The 22,719-nt window shown below is 74.7% G+C and carries 21 protein-coding genes and 1 pseudogene; 16 read left to right on the top strand and 6 right to left on the bottom strand.

The window, feature by feature from the left end:
- Window positions 1-57 precede the first annotated feature (57 nt).
- Window positions 58-1,617, bottom strand: a complete 1,560-nt coding sequence (locus tag MNY60_RS17330) for an ATP-binding protein (protein WP_242339790.1) — start codon at window positions 1,615-1,617, stop codon at window positions 58-60.
- Between the two features lie 196 nt (window positions 1,618-1,813).
- Between MNY60_RS17330 and MNY60_RS17325 the strand changes: the two genes are divergently transcribed.
- A complete protein-coding gene (locus tag MNY60_RS17325) occupies window positions 1,814-2,359 on the top strand; it encodes a hypothetical protein (RefSeq protein ID WP_242361246.1) in 546 nt (181 codons plus the stop codon).
- 57 nt (window positions 2,360-2,416) lie between these two features.
- On the opposite strand, the gene MNY60_RS17320 is transcribed toward MNY60_RS17325, so the two are convergent.
- Window positions 2,417-3,400, bottom strand: a complete 984-nt coding sequence (locus MNY60_RS17320; RefSeq protein ID WP_242361244.1) for a type II CAAX endopeptidase family protein — start codon at window positions 3,398-3,400, stop codon at window positions 2,417-2,419.
- A 128-nt stretch (window positions 3,401-3,528) separates the two neighbouring features.
- On the opposite strand from MNY60_RS17320, the gene coaBC reads away from it, so the two are divergent.
- Window positions 3,529-4,749, top strand: coding sequence for a bifunctional phosphopantothenoylcysteine decarboxylase/phosphopantothenate--cysteine ligase CoaBC (gene coaBC, locus MNY60_RS17315; protein WP_242339783.1), 1,221 nt, complete (start codon window positions 3,529-3,531; stop codon window positions 4,747-4,749).
- Window positions 4,750-4,838: 89 nt separating this feature from the next.
- Here the strand turns inward: coaBC and MNY60_RS17310 are convergent, their stop codons facing one another.
- Window positions 4,839-5,783: a zinc dependent phospholipase C family protein gene (locus MNY60_RS17310; RefSeq protein WP_242339781.1), complete on the bottom strand. Its 945-nt coding sequence runs from the start codon at window positions 5,781-5,783 to the stop codon at window positions 4,839-4,841.
- Window positions 5,784-5,858: 75 nt separating this feature from the next.
- On the opposite strand from MNY60_RS17310, the gene MNY60_RS17305 reads away from it, so the two are divergent.
- The 4 genes from MNY60_RS17305 to MNY60_RS17290 all read left to right on the top strand — a co-directional run bounded on the left by MNY60_RS17305 (window position 5,859) and on the right by MNY60_RS17290 (window position 9,694).
- The gene (locus MNY60_RS17305; RefSeq protein WP_242339779.1) at window positions 5,859-6,683 is read left to right on the top strand and encodes a uracil-DNA glycosylase; all 825 of its coding nucleotides are present in this window, start codon (window positions 5,859-5,861) and stop codon (window positions 6,681-6,683) included.
- Between the two features lie 2 nt (window positions 6,684-6,685).
- Window positions 6,686-8,047 carry a nodulation protein NfeD gene (locus MNY60_RS17300; protein WP_242339777.1) on the top strand — a complete coding sequence of 454 codons (1,362 nt, stop codon included), beginning with the start codon at window positions 6,686-6,688 and terminating at the stop codon, window positions 8,045-8,047.
- Window positions 8,048-8,100: 53 nt separating this feature from the next.
- Complete coding sequence (locus tag MNY60_RS17295; RefSeq protein ID WP_242339775.1) at window positions 8,101-8,865, top strand: slipin family protein; 765 nt, start codon at window positions 8,101-8,103, stop codon at window positions 8,863-8,865.
- A gap of 115 nt (window positions 8,866-8,980) precedes the next feature.
- Complete coding sequence (locus MNY60_RS17290) at window positions 8,981-9,694, top strand: head GIN domain-containing protein (RefSeq protein WP_242339773.1); 714 nt, start codon at window positions 8,981-8,983, stop codon at window positions 9,692-9,694.
- Between the two features lie 159 nt (window positions 9,695-9,853).
- Here MNY60_RS17290 and MNY60_RS17285 read toward each other — a convergent pair whose 3' ends face one another.
- Entirely contained in the window at window positions 9,854-10,396 is a 543-nt protein-coding gene (locus MNY60_RS17285) for a hypothetical protein (RefSeq protein WP_242361242.1), read from the bottom strand.
- 320 nt (window positions 10,397-10,716) lie between these two features.
- Complete coding sequence (locus tag MNY60_RS17280) at window positions 10,717-11,655, bottom strand: isoaspartyl peptidase/L-asparaginase family protein (protein WP_242355818.1); 939 nt, start codon at window positions 11,653-11,655, stop codon at window positions 10,717-10,719.
- A gap of 143 nt (window positions 11,656-11,798) precedes the next feature.
- On the opposite strand from MNY60_RS17280, the gene MNY60_RS17275 reads away from it, so the two are divergent.
- The 7 genes from MNY60_RS17275 to MNY60_RS17245 all read left to right on the top strand — a co-directional run bounded on the left by MNY60_RS17275 (window position 11,799) and on the right by MNY60_RS17245 (window position 18,946).
- Window positions 11,799-12,980 carry an acetyl-CoA C-acetyltransferase gene (locus MNY60_RS17275; RefSeq protein ID WP_242339762.1) on the top strand — a complete coding sequence of 394 codons (1,182 nt, stop codon included), beginning with the start codon at window positions 11,799-11,801 and terminating at the stop codon, window positions 12,978-12,980.
- 9 nt (window positions 12,981-12,989) lie between these two features.
- The gene (locus MNY60_RS17270; RefSeq protein ID WP_242339755.1) at window positions 12,990-13,691 is read left to right on the top strand and encodes a CoA transferase subunit A; all 702 of its coding nucleotides are present in this window, start codon (window positions 12,990-12,992) and stop codon (window positions 13,689-13,691) included.
- 13 nt (window positions 13,692-13,704) lie between these two features.
- Window positions 13,705-14,361 carry a 3-oxoacid CoA-transferase subunit B gene (locus tag MNY60_RS17265; protein WP_242339751.1) on the top strand — a complete coding sequence of 219 codons (657 nt, stop codon included), beginning with the start codon at window positions 13,705-13,707 and terminating at the stop codon, window positions 14,359-14,361.
- A 28-nt stretch (window positions 14,362-14,389) separates the two neighbouring features.
- Window positions 14,390-15,160 carry an S-adenosyl-l-methionine hydroxide adenosyltransferase family protein gene (locus MNY60_RS17260; protein WP_242339749.1) on the top strand — a complete coding sequence of 257 codons (771 nt, stop codon included), beginning with the start codon at window positions 14,390-14,392 and terminating at the stop codon, window positions 15,158-15,160.
- Between the two features lie 126 nt (window positions 15,161-15,286).
- The gene (locus MNY60_RS17255) at window positions 15,287-15,646 is read left to right on the top strand and encodes a TIGR02266 family protein (RefSeq protein ID WP_242339746.1); all 360 of its coding nucleotides are present in this window, start codon (window positions 15,287-15,289) and stop codon (window positions 15,644-15,646) included.
- Between the two features lie 67 nt (window positions 15,647-15,713).
- Window positions 15,714-17,039: a class I SAM-dependent RNA methyltransferase gene (locus tag MNY60_RS24370; RefSeq protein WP_242339744.1), complete on the top strand. Its 1,326-nt coding sequence runs from the start codon at window positions 15,714-15,716 to the stop codon at window positions 17,037-17,039.
- A 110-nt stretch (window positions 17,040-17,149) separates the two neighbouring features.
- Window positions 17,150-18,946, top strand: a complete 1,797-nt coding sequence (locus MNY60_RS17245; RefSeq protein WP_242361240.1) for an AMP-binding protein — start codon at window positions 17,150-17,152, stop codon at window positions 18,944-18,946.
- 78 nt (window positions 18,947-19,024) lie between these two features.
- On the opposite strand, the gene MNY60_RS17240 is transcribed toward MNY60_RS17245, so the two are convergent.
- Window positions 19,025-20,302, bottom strand: coding sequence for a M48 family metallopeptidase (locus tag MNY60_RS17240; RefSeq protein WP_242361238.1), 1,278 nt, complete (start codon window positions 20,300-20,302; stop codon window positions 19,025-19,027).
- Here MNY60_RS17240 and MNY60_RS17235 point away from each other — a divergent pair.
- The 3 genes and pseudogenes from MNY60_RS17235 to MNY60_RS17225 all read left to right on the top strand — a co-directional run.
- On the top strand, window positions 20,259-20,984 hold the full coding sequence (locus MNY60_RS17235) for a hypothetical protein (protein WP_242361236.1): 726 nt from the start codon (window positions 20,259-20,261) through the stop codon (window positions 20,982-20,984). The two genes, MNY60_RS17240 and MNY60_RS17235, sit on opposite strands and share 44 nt — an antisense overlap.
- 10 nt (window positions 20,985-20,994) lie before the next feature.
- Window positions 20,995-22,398 (top strand): VWA domain-containing protein, encoded by a 1,404-nt coding sequence (locus tag MNY60_RS17230; protein WP_242361234.1) that lies wholly within the window; start codon window positions 20,995-20,997, stop codon window positions 22,396-22,398.
- Window positions 22,399-22,412: 14 nt separating this feature from the next.
- Window positions 22,413-22,719 (top strand): annotated as a pseudogene (locus tag MNY60_RS17225) (hypothetical protein); the annotation flags it as partial.

The raw sequence follows: 22,719 nt of genomic DNA, 5'->3' as shown, positions 1-22,719 counted from the left end.
AGCCGCGGCGCCGGGGCGACGCGCAGCGCGCGCGCCCGGGCGGCCCGGAGCGGCGCGTCAGCCCGCGGCCGCTCCGACCGGCGACGACCACGAGCCCGGCTTGAACAGCCGGAAGAGCGTGTCGTAGTCCACCGGCTTCGTGAGGTGCTGGTCGAAGCCGGCGGCGATGGCGCGGCGCCGGTCCTCCGGCTGCCCGTAGCCCGTCACGGCGACGAGCTTCACGCCCTGGCCGAGCGCGCCGCGGACCCGCCGCGCGACCTCGTAGCCGTCGAGCCCGGGCAAGCCGATGTCCACGAGCATCACGTCGGGGTGATCCGAGAGGGCGCGCGCGACGCCGCGGAGCCCGTCCTCGACCGCGTCGACCTCGTGGCCGAGGTGCTCGACGAGCAGGCGGAGCGCGTCGCGGTTGTCCTCGTTGTCCTCCACGACGAGGACGCGGAGCTTGCCCGCGCGCGGCTCCTGGCGGGGCAGGGGCCGCTCCCCCGCCTCGGTGACCGCGGCGATCGGGAGCGACACCTCGAACTCGCTCCCCAGGCCCGGCCCCGGGCTCCGCGCCTCGACGGTGCCGCCGTGCTGGTCGACGAGCCGCTTCACGAGCGCGAGGCCGAGCCCCAGCCCACCCTGGGCGCGGTCGATGGTCGTCGCGGCCTGGGTGAACGGCTCGAAGATGCGGGAGATCATCTCGGGCGGGATGCCGATCCCGTCGTCGCAGACGCGGATCGAGGCCTTCTCGTTGCGCCGGGCGACGAGCACGGTGACGCGCCCGCCGGAGGGCGTGTACTTGAGCGCGTTCGCGAGGAGGTTCGCGACGATCTGCTCCACGCGGACCGAGTCGGCGTGGACGGGGACGCGCTCGCGCCAGAGGGACACCGCGAGGTCGAGCCCCTGGAGCCTCGCGGCCTCGGCGAGCCCCGCCACCGCCTCGCCGACGATCTCGTTGAGGTCGACGACCTCGCGCCGCAGCGTGATCTGCCCGCGGGTGACGCGCGAGACCTCGAGCAGGTCGTCGACGAGCCGCGCGAGCCGCCGCGCCTGGCGGTCGATGATCCCGCGGGGGCGCTCGTCGTCGGAGGCGCGGACGAGCGGCAGCGCGAGGAGGATCGCGCCGAGCGGGTTGCGCAGCTCGTGGCCGAGCATCGCGAGGAACTCGTCGCGGGCGTCCACCGCGCGTCCGAGCTGGCGCATGAGGTCGCGCGCGGCGTACTGGCGGCGGCGGTTGCGTACCGCGAGCTTCACCGCGCCGAGGAGGGTGAGGACCTGCGCGGGCCGCTCGACGAGCGTCACGTTGCCGAGCGCCTCGAGGGTCTCCGGCGCAGGCGACGCGGCGGGCAGGCGCAGGCCGGCGGGGCACAGGACGATGACCGGCAGGTCCGACCACGCCTCCTGCAGCCCGAGCGCGCCGGAGAGCTCGGTGAGGGCGTCCGGGCCGAGGGCCTCCGCCTCGAGCACCAGCGCCGCCGCGCCGCGGCCGAGCTCGCTGGCGAGCGTGGTCGTGTCGGAGAGGGAGACGACGTTCAGCCCCGCGCGGCGCAGCGCCGGCCCCGCCAGGTCGGCGCCGTGGGCGGTGGGCATGAGCAGGAGGACCCGGTCTTCGAGCTGCGAACCATCGTTGCCCATCGAATGCCTCCGGTCCCCGCCTCCGCCGCCCCGCAGGGCGCCCGCACCCCGCCGCCGTGGGTCGATAGCTCGCTTACCCGCACCGCGTTGTCGAGGGGCCTACCGAGGTTCCGCCCCAAGGAGGAGACGGTGCGGTCGCGCTCGACGTGTGGCGCGACCCATGCTCGGATCCGGCCCACCTGCTCCGGAGGTCCACGTGATCCGCCCGCTGCTCGTCGCCACCGCGCTCGCGCTCCTCGTCCCCGCCCTCGCGGGCGCGCGCGGACCCTCGACGGCCGAGGAGCGCCGGCGCGCGGTGCAGACCACGCGCAAGCTCGAGAAGGACCCGCTCGCGCGCGACGCGAACGACTCCCGCCGCTGGCTCCTCGACTGGATCGTCGCGATCCCCGACGTCCAGGTGCGGAGCTGCTCGGGTCCGCTGGACGTCCTCGTGGAGGACTCCGGCCCTCACGGGCGGGCTCTGTACCTCCAGTCCATCTTCGGGATGGCGACCTACCTCATCGAGCACCCGCGCGCCAAGGACGACTGGGTGGCGGTCCAGACCGCGGGCATCGAGAGCGTGCTCAGGGCGTACCGCTCCCTCCTGCGGGCCGACCCCGAGGCGCGGCGCGACGAGCTCGACGCGCTCCTCGACACGCAGAAGCGAGGGCGGCTCGCGCAGCTCGTCGAGGACTCGATGGCCGAGTGCGGCAAGCCGCCCAAGGACGAGGGGATGGGGCCGGCGCCGCGCGGGTCGATCTGACGGACGCGGCCGCTCGCCTCGATCTCCCCCGCTCGTGCTTCGCGCCCCGAGGGCGGCTCAGCGCCGCGCGCCGGGCAAGAGGCCCATCCGGACGGCGAGGACGAGCGCGAGCAGGATCTGAAGGCCGAGGAGCAGCGTGAGCCGGAGCCACGCGGGCACCCGCCCCGGCCGGAAGCGGGTCGAGGGATCGGCCGGATCGCGCAGGACGAGCGCGGTCTCCGGGGAGAGCGGCCCCGCCGCGACGGAGCGGAACGCCGCGAGGAGCGGCGCGAGCGCCGCCGCGCCGAGGACGAGCGCGCCGAGCAGCGCCAGGAGGGGCGGGTTCTCCACCTCGGGCGCCGCGCGCGGCGCGGCGATGGCGAACAGCGAGACGAGGCCGTTGTTCGCGGCGTGGGCGGCGACGGCGGGCCACAGCGAGCCCGAGCGCCACGCGAGCCACCCGAACACGGCGCCGAGCACGAGCAGGGCCGGGAAGCGGACCGGGTCGAGGTGGATGACCGCGAAGAGCAGGCTCGAGCCGGCGATCGCGACGGCCGGCGCACGCCGCGCGAGCAGCGTCGTCTGCAGGTACCCGCGAAAGGCGATCTCCTCGCACGGCGGGGCGACGAACGTCGCGACGACCGCGAGGAAGACGCGCTCGGCGAGCGGGCGATCGAAGAGCTTCGCGACGTCGAAGGTCTCGATCCAGGAGCGCGGCATGACCTGCTGCGCGGCCGCCATGACGGCCATGGCGAGGAGGGTCCCGGCGACGCCGCAGAGCGCGCCCAGCACCACCGCGGCGGGGCGCACGCGCCCGAGCCGGAGGTACGGGACGGCGCGCAGGTTGGAGCCCAGCGTGAGCACGAGCGCGGGCAGGAGGAAGACGAACAGCTCCGACCAGACGAGGCCGGCGAAGACGTGGAGCGCCTGCGCGAGGAGCCCCGGCAGGAACAGCACGAGCAGCACCCCGAAGAACGCGAGCGCGCTCTTCCTCGCCGGCCGGGGCGCGGCCGTCGGTTCGGATGGGGCGGGGCTGGGATCCACGCCCGCGCAGGATGGCATCGGGTGGGCCCGCCGCAAAGCGCTTCGAGCGCCGCCCGTCCGGGCCTTTCGCTTGCCCGGAGCGCGACGCCACCCTCGCGCCTCACGACGGGCGCGGTCCGAACGGGCAACGCTGTAAGATGGCCCGCATGAACTTCCGCAACCGCACGGTCGTCCTGTGCGTCGGCGGCGGCATCGCCGCGTACAAGGCCTGCGAGGTCGGGCGCCTCGTCGTGAAGGGCGGCGGCACGCTGCGCGTCGCCATGACGCCGGCCGCGACGCGCTTCGTCGGGCCGCTCACCTTCCAGGCGATCTCCGGCGCGCCCGTCCTCGTCGACCTGCTCGATCCCGCGGCCGACCTCGCCTACGGGCACCTCGGCCTCGCCCGCTCGGCGGACCTCGCCATCGTCGCGCCGGCCACGGCCGATCTCATCGCGCGGATCCGTGCGGGCATGGGCGACGACGGCGTGACGACCACGCTCCTCGCGATGCGGTGCCCCGTGCTCGTGGCGCCGGCGATGAACACGCGGATGTGGGCGAACGCGGCGGTCCAGGAGAACCTCGCGGCGCTCCGCGCGCGCGGGATGCACGTCGTCGGCCCGGAGGCGGGGGAGCTCGCGGACGGGGACGTGGGGGAGGGGCGCCTCGCCGACCCGGCGCAGATCGCGCTCGCGGCGGCGCGGCTCCTCGGCCGGCAGGACCTCGCCGGGCGCCGCGTGGTCGTCACCGCGGGGCCGACGCGGGAGCCCATCGACCCGGTGCGCTTCATCTCGAACCCCTCGACCGGGAAGATGGGCTACGCGGTGGCGGCGACGGCGGCGCGCCGCGGCGCGGAGGTGACGCTCGTCTCCGGGCCCACCGCGCTCGCCGACCCCGCCGGCGTCCGGGTCGTGCGCGTCGAGACCGCGGAGGAGATGGCGCGCGCGGTGGACGCGGCGGCCGGGGGCATGGATCTCTTCGTGGGCGCGGCAGCGGTGTCCGACTACCGGCCGCGCGAGGTCGCGCCGCAGAAGCGGAAGAAGTCCCCGGGGGAGGAGACGCTCGTCCTCGCGCGCACGCCGGACATCCTCGCCGGGCTCGGCGCGCGGCTCGCGGACCGTCCGGACGCGCCGGTGCTGGTCGGGTTCGCCGCCGAGACGGAGGACGTCATCGTCCACGCGCGCGAGAAGCTGAAGGCCAAGCGCTGCGATCTCGTGGTCGCGAACAAGGTGGGCGCGCCCGGCGCCGGCTTCGGCTCGGACACGAACCGGGTCGCCCTCGTCTCGTCGGGCGAGCTCGCCGAGATCGAGGGGACGAAGGAGCAGGTCGCCGAGGCGATCCTCGACTGGATCCTCCCGGTGCTCGACGGGCGGCGGCCGAAGGCGAGCTAGCAGGCCGTCGAGGAACGGCGCTTCACGGCGCCGTTCCGGAAGGCGCTCGCCAGCCACGGGGATGAGCGGGGCCGGATCGCGGTCCGTCTTCAGGCGACCAGCTTCGCGAGCGAGGACGGCAGGACGAGCTTGCCCTCGATCGCGCCGCGGAAGCTCTCGCGGGTCTCCGCCGCGATCTCGTGGGCGTCGCGGGCGAGGACGTACCGCCGCGCGGTGCGCTGCTTGAGCTGCTTGCGGAGGTCGCTCGCGAGCCGGATGTTGCGCGCCCCGGTGGCGTCCGCGCGGGCGGCCTGGCAGCGCTCGCCCTCGGTGAGCAGGCCGAGGATCGCCTCGAGCGCGAGGCCGTTCGTCTCGGTGACGAGGTCCGGCTCGAGCACCAGGTTCCGCTCGGGCGCGAGCAGCGAGCGCGACACGTGGTGGAACCGGGTCATGCGCGCGCTCGCCAGGAGCGAGCGGAAGAGCTGCTTCGAGACGCCGAAGGGGAGCACCGACGCGCCCGCGAGCGTCCGGTCCAGGAAGGCGTCGTGCTCGCGCAGCGCGCGGGTCGAGACCTGCCGGGCGAGCCGCGACAGCGTCCGGTCCATGCGCTGGTCGTAGCGCAGCTCCCAGTAGGCGTGGCGCGTGTTCGTCTTGTGGAACGAGGCGACCGTCTTGAACGGGACGTAGTAGTTGTGGGCGACCGTGTCGGCGGAGAGGTGGGCGAGGAAGCCGAGCGCGAACGCCTGCTCCGCGCCGGGCTTCGCTTGCTTGAAGACGTTGAAGCCCACGCGCCAGTTGTGACAGTGGTACAGGTACCTGGCCATGTTCTTGCCGACCACGATGTCCGCCGCGAGCGACCCGTACAGGAAGTCGTGGCCGAAGTCCTGGAGCAGGCCGCGCATCGAGGGCTGCACCGCGCCGAGGCTGGCGAGCGCCTGCGCCGAGAAGCTGAGGTGCGCGAGCGGGCCCCACGCGTGGGCCTCGGACGGTAGGAACAGGACGAGCAGCGCGACGACGGCAAGTGGCAGGGTGGCGAGCAGGCGCTTCGTGGTCATCTGGTCGGGATTCTAGGTTCCGGATCAGTCGCGTCGCAACGCGCGGATCCGTATTTCTCGTGGGGTCGAGCGGCCGTGAGCAAGCACGTCGGGCAGGGGAGCGAGGAGCTCGCGCGAGTCGCCGAGGAGGCGCTTCGCCACCTCACGTGGCTGCGCTCCGCGGGCGTCGCCGAGATCCCCGAACCGGTGTTGCCGCCGTCCACCTCGAGGGAGCCGCCGCCGCAGGGAGCGATTCGAGCCGCCCCGACCGCCCCGGCCGCGCCACCTCCTCCCGGCGTGGGGAGCTCGCCGGCGCCCTCCGAGGGCGAGTACTCCCTCGCCGGCAAGGGGTGCGGCAGCCCCGCGCTGCTCGCGCTGCGGCAGGACCTCGGCGAGTGCACGCGCTGCAAGCTCGCCGGAGGCCGGACGCACCTCGTGTTCGGCGTGGGCAACCCGCAGGCGGAGCTGATGTTCGTCGGCGAGGGGCCGGGGGCCGACGAGGACGCGCAAGGAGAGCCCTTCGTCGGCAAGGCGGGGCAGCTCCTCACCCGGATGATCGAGGCGATGGGCTTCCGGCGCGAGGACGTCTACATCGCGAACGTGGTGAAGTGCCGCCCCCCCGGGAACCGCAACCCCGAGCCGGACGAGATCGCGGCGTGCGAGCCGTTCCTGCGCCGGCAGATCGACGCCATCTCACCGAAGGTGATCGTCGCGCTCGGCAAGTTCGCGGCGCAGACCCTGCTCCGCGACCCGACGCCCATCAGCAGGCTCCGCGGTCGCTGGTCGACCTACGGCGGCGTGAAGCTCATGCCGACGTTCCACCCGGCCTATCTCCTCCGCAGCCCGGAGGAGAAGAAGAAGGCGTGGGAGGACCTGCAGCTCGTCATGAAGGAGCTCGGGCGGCCCACGCCGCGGAGGTAGCCATGCGCCTTCTCTCGAGAGCGCGCCTCACCGTCGCGGCCACGGCCGCGATCGCGGCGGCGCTCGCGCTCGCCGCCCCCGTCGCGCCGCCCGCTGCCGGCGCGCAGCGGGTGCTCACGCTGGAGATCCGCGGTCCGATCACCGGCGGGACCGCGGAGTACGTCGAGGCGGGGCTCGCGAAGGCGCGCGAGGGCGGCTACGCGGCGCTCGCCGTCACCCTCGACACGCCGGGCGGCGCGCTCGACGCCACCCGCGAGATCGTGCAGGCGATGCTCGCCTCGCCCACCCCGATCGTCGTGTGGGTCGGCCCCGCCGGCGCGCGGGCGGGCTCGGCGGGCGTGTTCCTCACGCTCGCCGCGGACGTCGCGGCGATGCACCCGACCTCCAACATCGGCGCCGCCCATCCGGTGACCGGCTCCGGCCGCGACGTCGCGGAGGAGGCCGGCAAGGACATGGCGAAGAAGGTGGAGAACGACACCGCCGCCTTCGCGCGCAGCGTCGCGGCCGCCCGCGGCCGGAACGCCGACTGGGCGGAGCGCGCGGTCCGCGAGAGCGTCGCCATCACCTCGGCCGACGCGGTGAAGCAGCGCGTCGTGGACTTCACCGCGCCGGACCTCCGCTCCGCGCTCGACGCCGCGGACGGGCGCAAGGTGAAGACCTCCGCCGGAGAGAGCACGCTGCGGACCCGCGGCGCCGCGCTCGAGCCCTACGAGAAGACGCTCCGCCAGAAGCTCCTGTCCTTCCTCGCCGACCCGAACGTCCTCGCGATCCTCATGCTCGTCGGCACCCTCGGGATCGCGCTCGAGCTGTACCACCCCGGCTCCTTCGTGCCGGGCGTCGTCGGCGCGTTCGCGCTCTTCCTCGGCTTCATGGGGATGCGGGTCATCCCGGTGAACGCGGGCGCGGTGATCCTCCTGCTCGTGGGGGCGGCGCTCCTCGTCGTGGAGGCCTACGTCACGACCCACGGCCTCGCGGGCCTCGGAGGGACGGCGTGCCTCGTGCTCGGCCTGCTCTTCTTCGTGGATCAGGCCTCGCCCGACTACCGCTTCGCGCCGGGCGCGCTCCGGATCTCCCCCTGGATCGTCTGGCCCACGCCCATCGCGGTCGCGCTCGCGCTCGGCTTCATGGCCTGGAAGATCGCCGCGACGCGGCGGCGCCCGCTGCAGCTCGGGGCGCCCGGCCTCCTCGGCAGCGCGGGCGAGGCGCTCTCGGACGTCGGCCCGGCCGCGGGCGAGGTCTTCGTCCACGGTGAGTACTGGCAGGCGCGCAGCGCGCTCCCGATCCCGAAGGGGGCGCGCGTCCGCGTCGTCGCGGTCGACGGTCTCACCGTGAAGGTGGTCGCGGAGGCGGCCGCCGCGGGATAGTAGGGCCACGCTGCGAAGCAAGCCGCTCCACGAACGGTCCTGGAGGTCCAGACGTGCCGCTCATCGGAATCGCCATCCCCATCGCCGTCGTCCTGCTCTGGTTCCTCTCCGGCATCCGGATCATCAACGAGTACGAGCAGGGCGTGATCCTGCGGCTCGGCCGGTTCGCCGGCATCCGCACCGCGGGGCTCAAGTGGATCATCCCGTTCATCGACCGGATGATCATCATCGACATGCGCATCACCGCGGAGCAGGTGCCGCCGCAGGACGTCATCACGCGGGACAACGTCTCCGTGAAGGTGAACGCGGTCATCTACTTCCGCGTGCTCCAGGCGGACCGCGCCTTCCTCCAGGTGACGGACTTCCTGTTCGCGACGAGCCAGTTCGCCCAGACGACGCTCCGCTCCGTGCTCGGCCAGGTGGAGCTCGACGACCTCCTCAGCCAGCGCGACAAGATCAACCGCCAGCTCCAGGAGATCATCGATCGTCACACCGAGCCGTGGGGCGTGAAGGTCACCGCGGTCGAGGTGAAGCAGGTGGACCTCCCGGACGAGATGCGGCGCGCGATGGCGAAGCAGGCCGAGGCGGAGCGAGAGCGGCGCTCGAAGGTCATCGCGGCCGAGGGCGAGTACCAGGCCGCCGAGAAGCTCGGCCAGGCCGCCGACGTCATCGCCCGCTCCCCCGGCGCGCTGCAGCTCCGCTACCTCCAGACCCTCGTCGAGATCGCCGCGGAGAAGAACTCCACCGTGGTGTTCCCCCTCCCCATCGACCTCGTGAAGCCGTTCCTCGACCTGGGGAAGCTCCCGGCCGCGAAATAAGTCCGCGGCGCGCGCGTAGAGCGATCCGTCCCTCTGGGGAGAGAGGACCGGCGGGGGGTGTCCGGCGCACGGGCCGGGCATCCCTCGGCCGCTTTTCGTCCGATCGGGAGCCTCCATGCGCCTCGCCCTCGCGGCCGTCGCCGCCGTCGCCACCCTCTCCGCCGCCACGCCCGCCCTCGCTCGCGGACGCCTGGACGGCGACGGGAACGTCACCACCGAGCAGCGCGAGACCGGCGCCTTCGATCGCATCTCGCTGCGCGGCGCCGTCGACGCGGTCGTGAAGGTCGGTCCGCCACGCGCGGTGTCGGTCGTGGTCGACTCCAACCTCCAGCCTCACGTCCGCGCGCGCGTCGAGGGCAGCACGCTCGTGGTGGACACCGATGACGACGTCCGGCCGTCCCGCGAGGCGCGCGTCATCGTGACCGTCCCGGAGCTCCGGGCGCTCGAGACCCGCGGCTCGGGCGAGGCGGTCGTCGACGGCGGCAAGGGAGACCTCGCGCTCGACACGACCGGCTCGGGCGAGATCCGCTGGCGGGGCGAGGCGGCGCGGCTCGAGGTCACGACGAGGGGCTCGGGCGAGATCACCCTCGCGGGCAAGGCGGAGACCCTCGTCGGGCGCACGATGGGGTCGGGCGACATCCGCGCGCGAGAGCTCACCGCGCACGACGCCGACGTCCGTACGTCCGGGTCGGGCGCCGTGGAGCTGACGCTCGGTGGCGGAGCCCTCCGCGCGCGCACGAGCGGCTCGGGTGACGTGACGTGGCACGGCGAGGGGCGAGTGGAGGAGGCGAAGTCCGCGGGGAGCGGCAGCATCTCGCGCGGAGGCTAGTGGCTGGAATGCGAGAGGCCGCCCCGCGACGGGACGGCCTCTCGATGCCGGGACCCGCTCGTGCTTGAAGCGCTCAGCAGGAGCGGAGCAAAGACTGCTCGCCTCCGAGCCTGTCGAAGGGCGAGCGGTGGGCCGGGTCGACTCGAGCGATCAGCGCCATCAGTCCGCCGGCGGCGTGAAGGGCGGCGGCGGCACGTAGCAGCAGGTGCACGCGGTCGCGTCCTTCTCGTCGCAGATCCAGAGATCTCCCTGGCCCCACACGTGAACGTAGACGTAGTCGGAGTGGGGGTTACCCGATTTGCTGCCGGCCATCCGCTTCCAGCCCGGCGCCTTGCCGTTCGCCTCGGTGTACTTGATGGCGGTGCCGTCCGGGACGACGAGCGCGTCGATCTGCTCGCCGTCGCCGTTCCCGTCCTCGACGCCGCCGATGCCAGGGCACCCGTTGTAGAGCTTGAGGCCGTGCCCATCCGCCGACTGCAGGAGGAAGAAGCCGTCCGGATTCTGCGGCGTGGCCTCGTTCTTCGTGCCCGGAGCGGTCGACCACCCGCCCGGAACCCCATCGAACTTCTCGGGCTGCGCCGCCGGGTTCCACGTCTCGGGGCACGAGGGTGGCAGGTGGGCCGCCGCCAGGGTCGGTAGCGTCAGCATCGCGCCCATCGCACAGCCGAACACGCCCGTCCTCACTCGCTGACTCCAGTTCATCCCCCGACCTCCTCCGTTCGCCGGGTCTCCATGGCCCGTCGGCCCGAGGCTGTGCGTCGCGGAGGCCCGGCGCATCCCCCGCCGACGGCGACGCGCGGCGAATTCGACGGTCAGGTGGAGTTCATCCAAGGCGTGACCCCGGGCCATGACGCGAGACCGTGGGACTTCCCCTGCGGCGTCGCGCTCGCCGGGCTCCTGAGCGTCTTCCCATCGAGGAACGTGATGAGGGCCCAGGCAGGCGGGCGAAGGAGATGAGGCGCGCACCGCGCGCGGAGCCGACCGGCTGGCTGGGTCGAGATGGAGGACGGCGGCGCTCATGATCAGAGCTCCGCGACCACGTCTCCGTCCGGAGTCGTCCACGCCCGGCTCATCACCGGGGTGTTGTGCGCGAAGCCGACCTCTCCGCGCGGTCCGACGACGATCACGCCGCCCTCTCCTCGCACGCGACGGCCGAGCGCGGCGATGGCCTCGCGCGCCGCGTCCATGGGCGTCGCGCCGCGACCGACGCGATCCGCGACGAGGCGCGCGAGCGTGAGCTGGATGATCCGCTCGCCGTGGCCGGTGCACGACACGGCGCCGAGGAGGTCGTCGGCGTAGGTGCCGCAGCCGATGAGCGGCGTGTCGCCGATGCGGCCCGGGAGCTTGAGCTGCATGCCGCCCGTCGAGGTCGCGGCGGCGAGGTGTCCCCGCGCGTCGCGCGCGACCGCGCCGACGGTCCCGAACTTCTTCCCGGGCAAGGGCGCCCCCGCGGGCCCGGTCCCGGCCGCCGCGGCGCAGGCCTCCTCCCATCGCGCGCGCTGGCGGGCCGTCACGAGCAGCGCGTTCTCGTACGGCGGGATCCCCGCCTCGCGCGCGAACGCGGACGCGCCCGGCCCGGCGAGCAGCACGTGCTGCGACCGCTCCATCACCGCGCGCGCCAGGGTCACCGGGTTCCGCACGTCCTTCACCACCGCGACCGCGCCGCAGCGGAGCGTCTCGCCGTCCATGATCGAGGCGTCGAGCTCCACGTCGCCCGCGGCGGTGAGGGTGGCGCCGGTGCCCGCGTTGTAGGTGGGGTCGTCCTCGAGCACCCGCACCGCGGTCTCCACCGCGTCGAGCGCGCTCCCGCCGGCGAGGAGCACCGCCTGGCCCGCGTCGCAGGCCAGGCGGACGCCCTCCAGGCGCGGGGCGTCGGCGCCCCCGGATGAGGCTGGGTCATCGGAACCGAGGCTTCCGGCTCCGCCGTGGACGATGATGGCGGGCGAGGCGGCAGGGGGCATGTCGGGGTGGGCAGGTTAGAGAGGGCGCCGCGCGCGGGCAAGGCCGGCGCGGTAAAGCTTCGGTTGGCGCGCCGGATCGGCGCATCCTATGTTCCCGGGCGCCCGGAGGTCCCTCCGGAGCTCCCGACGACGAGAGGTCATCAATGCCCGGACGCGAAGTGGTCATCGTGGGGGCGGCGCGTACGCCCATCGGCTCGTTCCTCGGCTCGCTCGCGAGCGTCACCGCCCCGCGGCTGGGCGCGACCGCCATCCGGGCGGCGCTCGAGCGCGCGGGCGTCGAGCCCTCGGCGGTGGACGAGGTCGTGATGGGGAACGTGCTCCAGGCGGGCGTGGGTCAGGCGCCCGCGCGGCAGGCGGCGCTCTTCGCCGGCCTCCCGGAGAAGACGCCCTGCTGGACGCTCAACAAGGTCTGCGGCTCCGGGCTCAAGGCGGTCATCTCGGGCGCGCAGGCGATCGCCCTCGGCGACGCCGAGGTGGTGGTGGCGGGCGGGATGGAGTCGATGTCGAACGTCCCGTACTACGACCGCGCCGCGCGCACCGGCGCGCGCATGGGCAACGTCGAGCTCGTGGACGGGCTCGTCCACGACGGCCTGTGGGACGTGTACAACCAGCAGCACATGGGCATGTGCGCCGAGGCCTGCGCGACCACGCAGGGCATCTCGCGGGCCGCCCAGGACGAGTACGCGCTCGAGTCCACCCGCCGCGCGATCGAGGCGTGGCGGAGCGGCGCCTTCAAGGCCGAGATCGTCCCGGTGGAGGTCGAGGCGAAGCGTGGCGAGAAGACGCTCGTCTGGGACGACGACGGGCCCAAGAACGCGAAGCCCGACAAGATCCCGGGCCTCCGGCCGGTCTTCAAGAAGGACGGCAGCGTCACCGCCGCGAACTCGTCGTCCATCAACGACGGCGGCGCCGCGGTGGTGCTCATGAGCGCCGAGCGCGCGGCGCGCGAGGGCCGCACCGTGCTCGGCCGGCTGCGCGCCTGGGGCGGGGCCGCCCGGGCACCGGTCGAGTTCACCATCGCCCCCGCGGACGCGGTGAAGCTCACGCTCGAGAAGGCGAAGCTCGCGACGAGGGACGTCGACCTCTGGGAGATCAACGAGGCGTTCGCGGTGGTGTCGATCGCGAACAACCGGCTCCTCGACCTGGACGCGAAGAACGTCAACGTGCGCGGCGGCGCGGTGGCGCTCGGTCACCCCATCGGCGCCTCGGGGGCGCGCATCCTCGTGACGCTGCTCCACGCGATGAAGGACCTCGGCAAGCACCGCGGGCTCGCGTCGCTCTGCATCGGCGGCGGCGAGGCGGTCGCGCTCGTGGTCGAGCGCTGAGGAGCTCCCATGAACAAGCTCGTCGAGTCGGCCGACGCGGCGGTGGCGGACATCCGGGACGGCGCGACCCTCATGGTCGGCGGCTTCGGCCTGTGCGGCAACCCGGAGAACCTCATCGCCGCGCTGCACCGCAAGGGCGTGAAGGACCTCACCGTCATCTCGAACAACTGCGGCACGACGGACCAGGGCCTCGGCATCCTCCTGAAGGCGCGCCAGATCCGGAAGATGGTCTCGTCGTACGTCGGCGAGAACAAGGAGTTCGAGCGGCAGTTCCTCTCGGGCGAGCTCGAGGTGGAGCTCGTGCCGCAGGGCACGCTCGCCGAGCGCATCCGCGCCGGCGGCGCCGGCATCGGCGGCTTCTACACCGCGACGGGCGTCGGGACGCAGGTCGCCGAGGGCAAGGAGACGCGGGTCATCGACGGGCGCGAGTACCTCCTCGAGCGTCCGCTCAAGGCGGACTTCGCGCTCGTGTACGCGTGGAAGGCCGACACCTGGGGCAACCTCCTCTACCGGAAGACGACGCGCCAGTTCGGCCCGATGATGGCCAGCGCCGCGAAGATCACGATCGCGGAGGTGGAGCACGTCCTCCAGCCGGGCGAGCTCGACCCCGACGCGGTCCACACGCCGAGCGTGTACGTGAAGCGCGTCGTGAAGGGCGAGCGGTACGAGAAGTGGATCGAGCGGCGGACGGTCCGTCCGCGGCCTTCCTGAGGAGGACCGAGACATGCCGCTCACCCGCGAGCAGATCGCCGGCCGCGTCGCCCAGGAGCTCCGCGACGGCTTCTACGTGAACCTCGGCATCGGGATGCCGACGCTGGTGTCGAACTACGTGCCGCCCGGCGTGGAGGTCGTGCTCCAGTCGGAGAACGGCATCCTCGGCGTCGGCCCGTATCCGTACGAGGGCGAGGAGGATCCCGACCTCATCAACGCGGGCAAGGAGACGGTGACCGTCCTCCCCGGCGCCTCGTTCTTCTCCTCGGCCGAGTCGTTCGCGATGATCCGCGGCGGCCACGTGGACCTCGCCATCCTCGGCGCGCTCGAGGTGTCCGAGCACGGCGACCTCGCCAACTGGCTCGTGCCCGGCAAGATGGTGAAGGGGATGGGCGGCGGGATGGACCTCGTCGCCGGCGCGCGGCGCGTGGTCGTGATGATGGATCACGCGACCAAGGACGGGCGCCCCAAGGTCCTGCGGCAGTGCGCGCTGCCCCTCACCGGCCGCCGCTGCGTCTCCGCCATCTGCTCCGACCGCGCCTGGCTCGACGTCACCCAGGACGGGCTCGTGCTCCGCGAGCTCGCGCCGGGCGAGACCGTGGACTCGGTCCAGCGGCTCACCGAGCCGAAGCTCATCGTCGCGCCGGACGTGAGGACGATGAAGGTCTGAGGCGGCGCTCACCCTTCGACGGGGAATCTTGGGCCCGCTCTTCACGCTCCTCACGGACTTCGGCGCCGGCTCCGGCTACCCGGCGCAGCTCAAGGCGGTGCTGCTCGCCGCGCATCCGGACGCGCGGCTCGTGGACGTGTCGCACGAGGTGCCCGCGTTCGACGTCCTGGCCGGCGCGCTCCTCCTCGAGGCGTGCGTGCCCTGGTTCCCGCCGGCGGCGATCCACCTCGCCGTGGTCGATCCGGGCGTGGGGACGGCGCGGCGCGCGCTGTGCGTCGTCGATCCCGCGGGGCGCCTGCTCGTCGGCCCCGACAACGGGCTCCTCACGCCCTTCCTCGGCGCGGGCGCGCGTGCGTTCGAGATCACCCCGGGCGTCGCGGTGCCGGCGCCGCGCAGCGCGACCTTCCACGGCCGAGACCTCTTCGCCCCCGCCGCGGCGTTCCTCGCCGCGGGTGGCGCGCCGGAGCGGCTCGGCCCCTCGCTCTCCGATCCGGAGCGGCTCGCCTGGCCCGGGGCGGAGCGCCGCGGCGGCGCCCTCGCCGGCGTGACGCTCGCCGCCGATCCGTTCGGGAACCTCGTCACCTCGGTGCGCGAGGCGGACCTCGCCGGCGCCGCGGTCGCGGAGGTGCGCGTCGGGGGGGAGCGCGTGCGCTTCGTGCGCACCTTCGGTGACGGCGCCCCCGGCGAGCTCGTCGCCTACGTGGGGAGCGGGGGCCGCGTGGAGCTCGCGGTGCGCGAGGGGAGCGCCGCGGCGCGGCTCGGCGCGCGCGGGGTCGGGGTGGAGCTCGTCCTCGCGTGAGCGCGTGAACGAATGGGCCTGCTGCACCTCGCGAAGGCCCCGATTCCTTCACGAGCTCTGGCGGGGTGCCGGTGAGGCGCACGCAGCGTCCTTGGCCGCCCCGATCGCTGCTGCTACAGTTTCGACATGCAACGCCCGCCGGGGAACAAGCGCAAGACCGCGCGCCTCCACCACGAGATCCCGGTGGCGTACCGCAGCGTCGGCAGCTTCCTCACGGACTGGGCCACGAACATCAGCCAGGGCGGGCTCTTCATCAACACCCGCAGCCCGCTGCCGGTCGGCACGGGCGTGAAGATCCTCATCCAGCTCCCCGGCGCGTCGTTCCCCTACCAGCTCACGGGTCGCGTCGCGCGGGTCACCGAGTTCGACAACCGCGTGAACCTCGTGCCCGGCATGGGGGTCGAGTTCACCGACCTCGACGACTCCAAGCGGAGCGACCTCGAGGCCTTCGTGAACCGGCTGCGCCACCAGCTCGAGGAGGCGTGAAGCCGCGCCTCTGCCCGCGCGAGCGCCGCGGTGACACCGGGCGCCGTCCGCGCTAACTCTCCTGACCGTGCGAACCGAGCTCACGATCGACGACCTCGCCTCCGGCGGCGAGGGGGTGGGGCGCTCCGGCGCGCGGACGGTGTTCGTGCCGTGGACCGCCCCTGGCGATCGCGTCGTCGCCGACGTCCCCGCGGGCGAGGGGACGTCGCACGGGACGCTCGTCTCGCTCGAGGCCCCCGGCGCCGTCCGCGTCCCCGTGCCCTGCGTGCACTTTGGGCCAGGGGGCCTCTCGGAAGATCCCGATCGAGAGTGCGGCGGCTGCGAGTGGCTCCACGTTTCCTACGCCGCCCAGCTCGCCACGAAGGCGCGGACCGTCGCGGAGGCGCTGCGGCGCATCGCGCGGCTCTCGCCCGGCGCCTACGAGGCGCGCCCGATCCTGGGCTCCCCGTCGCCGCTCCGCTACCGCGCGCGCGCGAAGTTCCACCTCGACCGCGCGAGCGGCCGGCTCGTGTACTTCCGGCGGCGCTCGCACGCGCCGGTGCGGCTCCGCGAGTGTCACCTGCTCGACGAGCGCCTCGATGCGCTGCGCGAGGCCGTCGGGCCGGCGCTCGTCCGGGCGGGCCTCCCCGCGCGCGAGGTCGCCCTCGAGTGGTCCGCCTTCGAGGGGCGCGGAGCGGCGTGGCTCCTCCTCCCCGCGCTCTCGCCCGCGGTGCGCTCGCGCGTCGAGGCGCTCCTCCAGGCGGTGCCGGGGCTCGCCGGCGTGGTGCTGCAGGCCGAGGGTGCTCCGCCGGCCCTCGTGGGCGAGCCCGTGCTGCGCCACGCCCGGGTCCCGGGCGAGGCCGGCGCCGGGCTGCAGCGCTCCCGGCCCGACGTCTTCCAGCAGGCGAACCGCGGCGCGAACGCGCTGCTCGTCCGGGCCGCGCTCGACCTGCTCGCGCCCGACGGCCTCGACGTCCTCGAGCTGCACTGCGGGGCGGGGAACTTCACCGGTCCGCTCGCCGCGCGCGCCCGGGCCGTCGCGGCGGTGGAGGTCCAGGGGCCGGCGCTCGAGCTCGCCCGCGCCGACCTGGCCGGCGCCGGGAACGTCCGGTTCTTCGCAGGGGACGCGCTGAAGCTCGCGCTCGCGTTCGCGCGCGAGACCGGCCCCTCGGCGCGACGGTTCGGGGCGGTGCTCCTCGATCCCCCGCGGGAGGGGGCGAAGGGGATCGGGCCCGCGCTCCGGGAGCTCGGGGTCCCGCGCGCCGTCTACGTCTCCTGCGATCCCGCCACGTTCGCGCGCGATCTGCGCGCCTGCGTCGAGGCGGGCTTCCGGGTGGCGGCGGTGCAGCCGGTGGACATGTTCCCGCAGACGCACCACGTCGAGGCGGTAGCGCTCCTCACCGCGGCCCGCTGACCCTGCTGCGGGGACCCTGTCGCGGGGGGCGCTTGCGCGTCCGCGGTGACACGCGCATGACAGTCTCAGGCCACGCTCCCCACCCGCACGCCCTGGGAGAGAGCGAGAGCATGGACCGGAGACTTTCCATCGAGCGGTTCCCGGAGCGGACGCTGCCGCGGCTCATGGTCGCCGCCGCCCGGCGCGTCCCCGGCAAGGTCTTCATCCGGTACCTCGATCCCACGACGCCCGGCGCGCCACCGCGCGTCCTCACCTTCGGCGACTTCGCCGCCGGCGCGGGCCGCGCCGCCGCGTTCCTCCGCGACGCGGGGGTGGGCCCGGGCACGCGCGTCCTCCTCCTCGCCGAGAACTCGCCCGAGTGGCAGATGCTCGCCCTCGGGGCCCAGGCCCTCCGCGCCGAGCCTGCGACGCTGTTCGCGAGCCTCGCGCCCGAGCCGGTGCAGGGGATCGCGCGGCGCGTGCGGCCGCGCATCGCGTTCGTCGGCTCGGCGGCGCTCTGGGCCAAGCTCGCCCCCATCGCCGCCGAGCTCGCGGCCGCGGGGCTCGTGGCCATCGTCTCGGCCGAGCCGCTCGCGCCGGCCTCCGTGCCGGCGGGCGTCCGCACGGCGACGGTGGCCGAGGTGTTCGCGGGCGAGGGCGTCGACCTCGACGCGCTCGAGGCGCTCGCCCGCGCCGCGGGCGAGGAGGACCCGTTCCTGCTCCTCTTCACGAGCGGCACCACCGGGCGGCCGAAGGGCGTCCGCCTCGCGCAGCGCGCCATCGTGCACGCCATCGAGGGCGGTCACGTCGCCGTCGGCCGCACGCCGGAGGACGTCGGACTCCACTTCCTCCCGTTCGCCCACGTCGCCGGGCACGATCAGTTCGCCCTCGCGCTGGCAGAGACGCACGGCCTCGTCATGCTGTCGCGCCGCGAGGACCTCGAGCGCGGGCTGGCGCTCGGTCCGACGTACCTGTTCTCCGTGCCGCTCGTCTACGAGCGGATCCGCGGGGCCGTCGAGGCGAAGCTCGCGGCGCTCCCCCGTCCGCTGCGCGCGCTCGCGAACGCCTCCCTCGCCGCCGCGGCGCGCGTCCGCGTCGACGGCGGGCGCTCGGCGCGCGATCGCGCGCTCACCCGGCTCGCCGACCGGCTCGTGGGGAAGGCGGTGCGCGCGAAGCTCGGCGGCCGGGTGCGCGGCCTCTTCTCCGGGGGTGCCCCCGCGGCACCCGCCCTGTTCCGCTTCTTCGAGGCGCTCGGGATGCCGTTCGTAGAGCTGTACGGCATGAGCGAGACGGCCGGGCTCATCTCCTCGAACCTGTTCTCAGGCGGGCGCCGCGCGGGGAGCGCCGGCGTCGTCACGCCCGACCACGAGCTCCGCTTCTCGCCCGAGGGCGAGCTGCTCCTCCGGGGCCCGCTCCTCCTCACCGGCTACCTCGAGCGCGAGGACGAGCAGGGCGCGTACACCGAGGACGGCTTCTTCCGCACCGGCGACATCGGCCAGCTCGACGCGGAGGGGCTGCTCCGCATCGAGGGGCGCAAGAAGGACCTGATGGTGCTCTCGACCGGCAAGAAGGTGACGCCCGAGCCCATCGAGCTGGCCATCGCGTCGGCCGCGCCGTTCCAGGGGGCGATGCTGCTCGGGGAGGGGCGGCCGTTCGTGGCCGCGGCGGTGTTCGTCGCGGCGGAGGAGCTCGCGCGGATCGCGGCGGCGGGGAAGGACGCGGCCCAGGAGCTGCTCCCGCGCGCCCGCGCCGCGCTCGGCGCGTTCAGCGACTACGAGAAGCCGAAGCGGCTCGTGGTGATCCCCGGCTCGCCGCAGGATCACCCGGCGCTCATCACGCCCACGCTCAAGCTGAAGCGGGACGCGCTCGTCGCCTTCCTCGGCTCGACGGTGACGGACCTCTACGCGGCTCCAACGGGCAGCGCGTGAGCGACCGGGGCTGATTCGCGCGGCACCTCCGGCGTCGCGAGCCCCGATCCGTCCGTTCAGGCCAGGCGTCCTCGCGAGTCACCCCGCCGCGGGCGACGCCGCCTGCCGCTCGGCGGCGGCGGCCCGCTCTATCGCCGCGAGCCGCTCCACGAGCACCGGGTGGCTGTAGTGCCACGCGCTGTACCAGGGGTGCGGGTGGAGGTTCGAGAGGTTCTCGCCGTTGAGGCGCACGAGCGCGGTCTCGAGCGCCTCCGGCGCGCCGGCGAGGCGCACCGCGTACCGGTCGGCCTCGTACTCGTGCCGGCGCGAGAGCCGCGCCGCGAGGGGCGAGAGCCAGAACACGAACGCGCCGCCCCCGAGCGACACGAGGGCCAGGGCGGCGTGCAGGCTCGGGCCCTCGAAGCCGAACGCGGCGTAGAGCGGCGGCCAGGGCACGAGGCGCGAGAGCGCGAACAGCAGGACGAGGGTGCCGGCCGCGGAGAGCGCGAGCCGCCGCTGCACGTGGTGCGCGCGGTAGTGGCCGATCTCGTGGGCGAGCACGCTCGCCGCCTCGTCCACGCTCATCTTCTCGACGAGCGTGTCGAACAGCACGATGCGGGGACGGAAGATCCCGGTGAAGTAGGCGTTCGAGTGGCCCGAGCGCCGCGACGCGTCCATCACGTACAGCCCGCGGTGGGCGAACCCGGCCTCGCGCGCGAGCGCCTCGACGCGCGCGCGCAGCGGCCCGTCCGGCAAGGGCTGGAAGCGGTTGAAGATGGGGGCGATGATCGACGGGTACAGCCACAGCAGGACGAGCTGGATCGCCACGTAGAAGGCGAAGAGCCAGACCCACCAGAGCGCGCCGGTGAAGCGCATGAACCCGTAGGTCGCGTAGAGGAGGGGGACGCCGAGCGCCGCCTGGATTGCGAGCGCCTTCAGCCGGTCCACGAGCCAGAGGCGCAGGGTCGTGCGGTTGAAGCCGAAGCGCGCCTCGAGCACGAAGGTGTGGAAGAGCGCGAACGGGAGCGCGGCCGCGGAGAACGCGAGGCTCAGCGCGACCAGGAAGGCGGCGAACCGGTGCGCGCCCATGAGCCCCGCCGCCGCGAGCCCCGCGTCGAGCGCGGGGAGCACGCCGGAGAGCAGGATCGCGAGCGTGAGCGCGGTGGAGAACGCCCCGTGCGCGAGCGCGAAGCGGCCGTTCGCGAGCGTGTAGGCGCGGCTCCGCTCGGCCGTCGCCTCGTCGACGCGGCCGGAGAGAGGCCCCGGCACCCCGCGCGCGCGGGCGACGTGGCGCAGGTTGAGCAGGAGGAGGCCGGTCTCGACCGCGTACTGGATGGCGAAGAGGACGAGGAAGACGGGCAGGACCCACGAGGTCATCGAGGGTGGTGATACCGCGGCCGCGCGGGCGGCGCACCGCGTGTTCCTCCTCTCCCCCGCGAACAGCGGGGGCGAGCGCATGGCGCTCGTCCTCTCCCCGCGCGCCCGCTTCGCCCTCGCGCACGCGGTCCAGGGCGACGGCGCGCCCCTCGGGGAGGTCTTCGCCTTCGCGAGCGGCCTCTACTTCCGGGGCAAGCTCGCCTATGCGCGTGCGTTCGGGCGTCCGCCGCGGGACGTCCCGGGCGCGCTCGTGATCGCCCCGGGGGCGGGCCTCGTGCCGGTGGACGCCACGATCCGGGCGGCGGAGCTGCGCGCCTTCGCCGCGGTGCCGGTGGACGCCAGGGACGTGCGCTTCCGCGCCCCGCTCGAGCGCGACGCGCGGCTCCTCGGCGAGCGGCTCGGGCCCGAGGGCGAGGTGGTGCTGCTCGGCAGCATCGCGAGCCCCAAGTACGTCGAGCCGCTGCTCGCCATCCTCGGCCGCCGCCTGCTGTTCCCGCAGGACTTCGTCGGCCGGGGCGACATGAGCCGCGGCGGGCTCATGCTGCGGGCCGTGCGCGCGGGCGAGGAGCTCGCCTACGCGCCGGTGGACGGCGCCGTGCGCCGCGGGGCGCGCCCGCCCCGGCTGCCGCGCCTGCCCAAAGCCCCCGCGGGATCCGGCGACGAGCCGGCCGGCTCCGGTTAGGATCGGCCGCGTGTACGCGCGCGTCGCCGAGTTCGCGGGGCTGCTCCGCACGAACGGGGTGCGGGTCTCGCCCGCCGAGGTCGCCGACGCAGTCGAGGCCGCGGCGCTCGTGGGTGCCTCGGAGCGCGGGAGCTTCCGCGCGGCGCTCCGCGCGACCCTCGTGAAGCGCTCCCGCGACGTGCCGGTCTTCGACGGGCTCTTCGATCTCTACTTCTCGGCGCTCGGGGGCGCGCTCGGGGGGCTCGAGCGCGGCGTCGTGGGCGAGCTCGACGCGCAGGGGCTGCTCGAGGGGGACGACCTCGAGCTCGTCGCGCGGACCATGGAGGAGCTCCTCCGCGGCATGAGCCCGCTCGCGCGCGCCGCGCTGGGCGGCGACCCGGCGCTGCTCGCGCGCCTCCTGCGCGGGGCGGCGCTGCAGGTCGACTTCGGCGCGTTCGCGAGCGCCGGCGCGGCCGGGTTCCAGGCGCGGCGGCTCCTCGCGGCGGCGGGCGGCGGCGCGCTCGAGGACGACGCGGCCGCGCTGGAGCGCGCGCTGCGGGAGCGCGGGCTCGGGGCGGGCGCGCGCCAGCTCGTCACCGCCACGCTGGAGTCGGCGCTCCGCAAGGTGGAGGAGGCGGCCCGTCGCTGGGCGGAGCTGGAGGGGCGGGCGCGCACGCTGCGAGCCGGCCCACTCCCGGGGGGGCTCGCGCCGGTCTCGCGGGAGGAGGCGGCGCGTGTGGAGCTCGCGGTGCGCCGGCTCGCGGAGCGGCTGCGCGCGCGGCTCGTCCGGCGAGAGCGCTCGCGGAGGCGCGGCGCGCTCGCGGTGCGCAGGACGCTCAGGCGGAACCTGGCGCTCGGGGGAGTGCCGGCCCGGCTGGTGTTCCGCCACCGGCGGCGGGAGCGACCGGAGGTCGTGGTGCTGTGCGACGTGTCCGAGTCGGTCCGGCACGTCACCCGGCTCATGCTGCTCTTCCTCTACACGCTGCAGAGCCTCTTCACGCGGGTGCGGACGTTCGTGTTCGTCTCCGACCTCGCCGAGGTGACGGAGCGGCTGCGCGCGGAGCGGGACCCGACCCGCGCGGCGCAGCTCGCCGTCGCGGCGCGCGCGGTGAGCCTCTCCGCGAACTCCAACTACGGCCGCGCGCTCAAGGCCTTTCACGACGACTTCCGGGGGGCGGTCACCCGGCGCACCACCGTGATCGTCATCGGCGACGGGCGGAACAACTACAACGCGCCGGAGGCGTGGGTCCTCGACGAGCTCCGGCGGCGCGCGCGCCGCCTGCTCTGGATCTGCCCGGAGCCGCGCATGGCGTGGGGCATGGGCGACAGCGAGATGCCCCTCTATGCCCCGCGCTGCACGCGGGTGGCCACCCTGAGCTCGCTCGAGGAGCTCGAGGAGATCGCCGACGCGCTCGTGCCCGGGGGCGGCGGGTGAGCGCGCGCGGCGGCGTGCCGGGGTCGCGCGAGGCGCGCGCGCGCGAGCGGCGCTGGCTGGCCCTCGCGGTCGCCGTCTCCGCGATTCTCCACGCCGCCCTCCTCGCCGCGATGCGGGCCGGGCCGCTCGCGCCGCCGCCGGAGGAGCCCCTCACGGTCTCGCTCGTGGAGATCGAGCCCGGCGCGCGCGGCGAGGCCGCGGGCTCCGCCGCGGAAGGGCGGGCGGAGCGCGGCCGGCGGGCGGGCGAGGGCGCTTCTCCGGCTCCGGCGCCACGCGAGCGGGCCCCGGCGGCGGCCCTCGCCCCGGGCGCGGAGGCGGGAG

Origin of the sequence: Anaeromyxobacter sp. SG17 (assembly GCF_022690695.1) — a bacterium.
Taxonomy (GTDB): domain Bacteria; phylum Myxococcota; class Myxococcia; order Myxococcales; family Anaeromyxobacteraceae; genus Anaeromyxobacter; species Anaeromyxobacter soli.
The sequence above is the reverse complement of the archived record's forward strand: the minus strand, read 5'-3'. Positions and strand labels throughout refer to the sequence as shown.